3 protein-coding genes are annotated in these 2,873 nt (G+C 58.9%); 2 read left to right on the top strand and 1 reads right to left on the bottom strand.

Annotated elements, in window-relative coordinates:
- The coding region (locus IGS51_RS17305) for a M3 family metallopeptidase (RefSeq protein WP_297080063.1) at nucleotides 1-1,402 on the top strand (1,402 nt) is incomplete at its 5' end.
- Nucleotides 1,403-1,500: 98 nt separating this feature from the next.
- Here the strand turns inward: IGS51_RS17305 and IGS51_RS17300 are convergent.
- On the bottom strand, nucleotides 1,501-1,779 hold the full coding sequence (locus IGS51_RS17300) for a hypothetical protein (RefSeq protein ID WP_172353511.1): 279 nt from the start codon (nucleotides 1,777-1,779) through the stop codon (nucleotides 1,501-1,503).
- Nucleotides 1,780-2,150: 371 nt separating this feature from the next.
- Here IGS51_RS17300 and IGS51_RS17295 point away from each other — a divergent pair, with 371 nt between their 5' ends.
- The gene (locus IGS51_RS17295) at nucleotides 2,151-2,810 is read left to right on the top strand and encodes an alpha/beta fold hydrolase (protein WP_297080062.1); all 660 of its coding nucleotides are present in this window, start codon (nucleotides 2,151-2,153) and stop codon (nucleotides 2,808-2,810) included.
- The last annotated feature ends 63 nt before the right edge of the window (nucleotides 2,811-2,873 follow it).

Raw genomic sequence — 2,873 nt, 5'->3', positions numbered from 1 at the left:
GCCCTTCATGCAGCACAGCCGCCGCCGCGACCTGCGCGAAACGCTGTATCGTGCCTACATCACCCGCGCTTCGTCTGGCGAACACGACAATCAGCCAATCATCGAGCGCATTTTGACGCTGCGAAAAGAGATGGCGGGCATTCTTGGCTTTGGCAGCTATGCCGAACTCAGCCTTGCTAGCAAAATGGCCCCCGGCGTAGACGCAGTAGAACACCTGCTGGAATCCCTGCGCGGATCGAGCTATGCCGCCGCTCAGCAAGACCTGGCCGCGCTGAAGGAGTTTGCCCGCAGCCACGGCGCACCCGAAGCCGAAGACTTTCAGCCGTGGGATTCGGCCTTTTGGTCGGAGCGGATGCGCGAAGAGAAGTATGCGCTGAATGCAGAGGAACTGCGCCCCTATTTTCCACTAGAGCAAGTGCTAGACGGATTGTTTGGGCTGGCGAAGCGAATTTTTGGGATTGTGATTACGCCTGCCGATGGGGAAGCGCCCGTGTGGCATCCCGACGTGCGCTATTTTCGGGTGAGCGATGAAGACGGTGGGGCGATCGCCTATTTTTATCTCGACCCCTACAGCCGTCCTGCCGAAAAGCGCGGCGGAGCCTGGATGGACTTCGCCATCAACCGCAAGCGCTACGTCGAAGCGGGCGTGTCCAAGGTGCGTCTGCCCGTTGCCTATCTCGTCTGCAACCAGTCGCCACCCGTGGACGGCAAGCCCAGCCTGATGAACTTCTATGAGGTAGAAACGCTGTTCCACGAGTTTGGCCACGGCTTGCAGCACATGCTGACGACGGTGGACTATTCCGGCGCGGCGGGCATTAACAACGTCGAGTGGGACGCAGTGGAACTGCCCAGCCAGTTTATGGAGAACTGGTGCTACGACCGGGCAACCCTGTTTAGCCTAGCGAAGCACTATCAAACGGGCGAACCACTGCCCGAAATGTTCTATCAGCGCTTGCTGGCGGCCCGCAACTTTATGAGCGGCAGCGCCATGCTACGGCAGATACACTTCAGCCTGCTGGATATCGAACTGCATCACCGCTATGTGCCCGGTGGAGCCGAAACTCCCAAGGATGTGCGCGATCGCCTCGCCAAAACCACGACCGTCCTGCCGCCTCTGCCCGAAGATGCCTTCCTCTGCTCCTTTGGGCACATCTTTGGCGGCGGCTACGCGGCAGGCTACTACAGCTACAAGTGGGCAGAAGTCCTCAGTGCCGATGCCTTCTCCGCCTTTGAAGAAGCCGGTCTGGATAACGAAGCCGCCGTCGCCGAAACGGGCCGCCGCTTCCGCAACACTGTCCTTTCCCTCGGCGGCAGCAAGCACCCGATGGAAGTCTTCAAAGCCTTCCGCGGCCGCGAACCAGATACAGAACCACTGCTGCGACACAATGGTCTGGCGGCGTAGAACCTTGGCGTGTGGGGCACGGGTGTCGGGACGGGGGGATCAGGCGATGAACGGATCAGGAATTTCCCGCTTTGTCGCCCGGTCGCCCCAGTCCCGTGTCACCCTTGCTGGATCTGCTGCTCTAGCGATCGCATCAGGTTGAAAAACTCCTGGGCTTGAATCGTGCCGCGATCGCGCAGTTCGACTAGGCAGCCCTCAAACGCCCGACGCATCGACTCTGTGGCAATCCACAGCCGCGCACAGCTAATGGCCTGGACGGGTGTGGTGTAGCCTTGGTTTGAGGTAATCGTCATGCCCGTTGGCAGGGTTGCCCGCCAATGCCAGCGATCGCCCTCCATGACTGTTCCGATTGCAATGTCGAAGTAGTTCCAATCCATCTGTTGGGGGAAGTGCAGGTGTGGGTAATTCAGGCTTTCGTTCCAGCAGCAAAGTCCGGGGTTCAGTTAAAGGCGAGTTTAATATTTCTTTAATATTCTATTCGAGTCAACGTCAATCAGCCAGGTTTTCATCTAGCGTTCCCAAAAGCGTTTGATCGGAAACTGGTTTGCAAAATTGGCTGGGCAACCCGGATACGAAAGACTGGCGAGGTAAATTGGCGCAGAAAACTGGCGAGAAAATTGGCACAACAAACTGGCACACTAGCCCCACAGAGGGCGATCGCCCCCCGCTACCCTTGAAACAGGAAGTTTGCTGTACGGTTCTCTAAAACTCTAAAAAATCTAAGCCAATCAAGCGCTAGCCTCCCACTATGACCCGCCTTCACGAAATATCCTCTCCATCGGGCGATCGCCATCCGGTCATTTTGGTTCACGGGATCGACGACACCGCCGCCGTGTTTCGCAGGATGGCTCCCTATCTCACCTCGCAGGGCTGGCAGGTTCACCACCCCAACCTGACACCCAGCAACGGCGACGTAGGGCTGGATGTGCTGGCAGCACAGCTTGCCGACTATGCCCAGCAGGTGATCCCGCCGGGGCAGCCCTTCGATCTGGTCGGCTTTAGCATGGGCGGCATCATCAGCCGCTATTTCGTGCAGCGCCTCGGCGGGCTAGAGCGCGTGCGCCGCTTTGTCACCATCTCCTCGCCCCACTGCGGCACCTGGACGGCCTACCTGCGCCCCAACATCGGAGCCAGCCAGATGTCCATCAAAAGTCCTTTTCTATACGACCTCAACCGCGATGTGGACTGCCTAGAACAGCTAAACTTCACCTCAATCTGGACACCGCTAGATTTGATGATTTTACCCGCCCGCAGTTCTTGTCTGGGCGTGGGGCGCGAAGTGGTGCTGAATGTGCCCGCCCACGCCTGGATGCTCAGTGATCCCCGCAGCTTAAGGGCGATCGCCCAGGCCCTATCAGAGCCGCTGCGTTCTGCCGCCAGCAGTGTGGACCCGAACTGGTCCCTCTAAATCCCCCTTAGTAAGGGGGACCTCCGGAACGGCCCGGTTCCCCCCTTCCTAAGGGGGGCTAGG

This window comes from Thermoleptolyngbya sp. M55_K2018_002 (genome assembly GCF_015295965.1).
Classification (GTDB): domain Bacteria; phylum Cyanobacteriota; class Cyanobacteriia; order Elainellales; family Elainellaceae; genus Thermoleptolyngbya; species Thermoleptolyngbya sichuanensis.
Note: the sequence above shows the minus strand (reverse complement) of the source record. Positions and strands in the feature narration are given on the sequence as shown.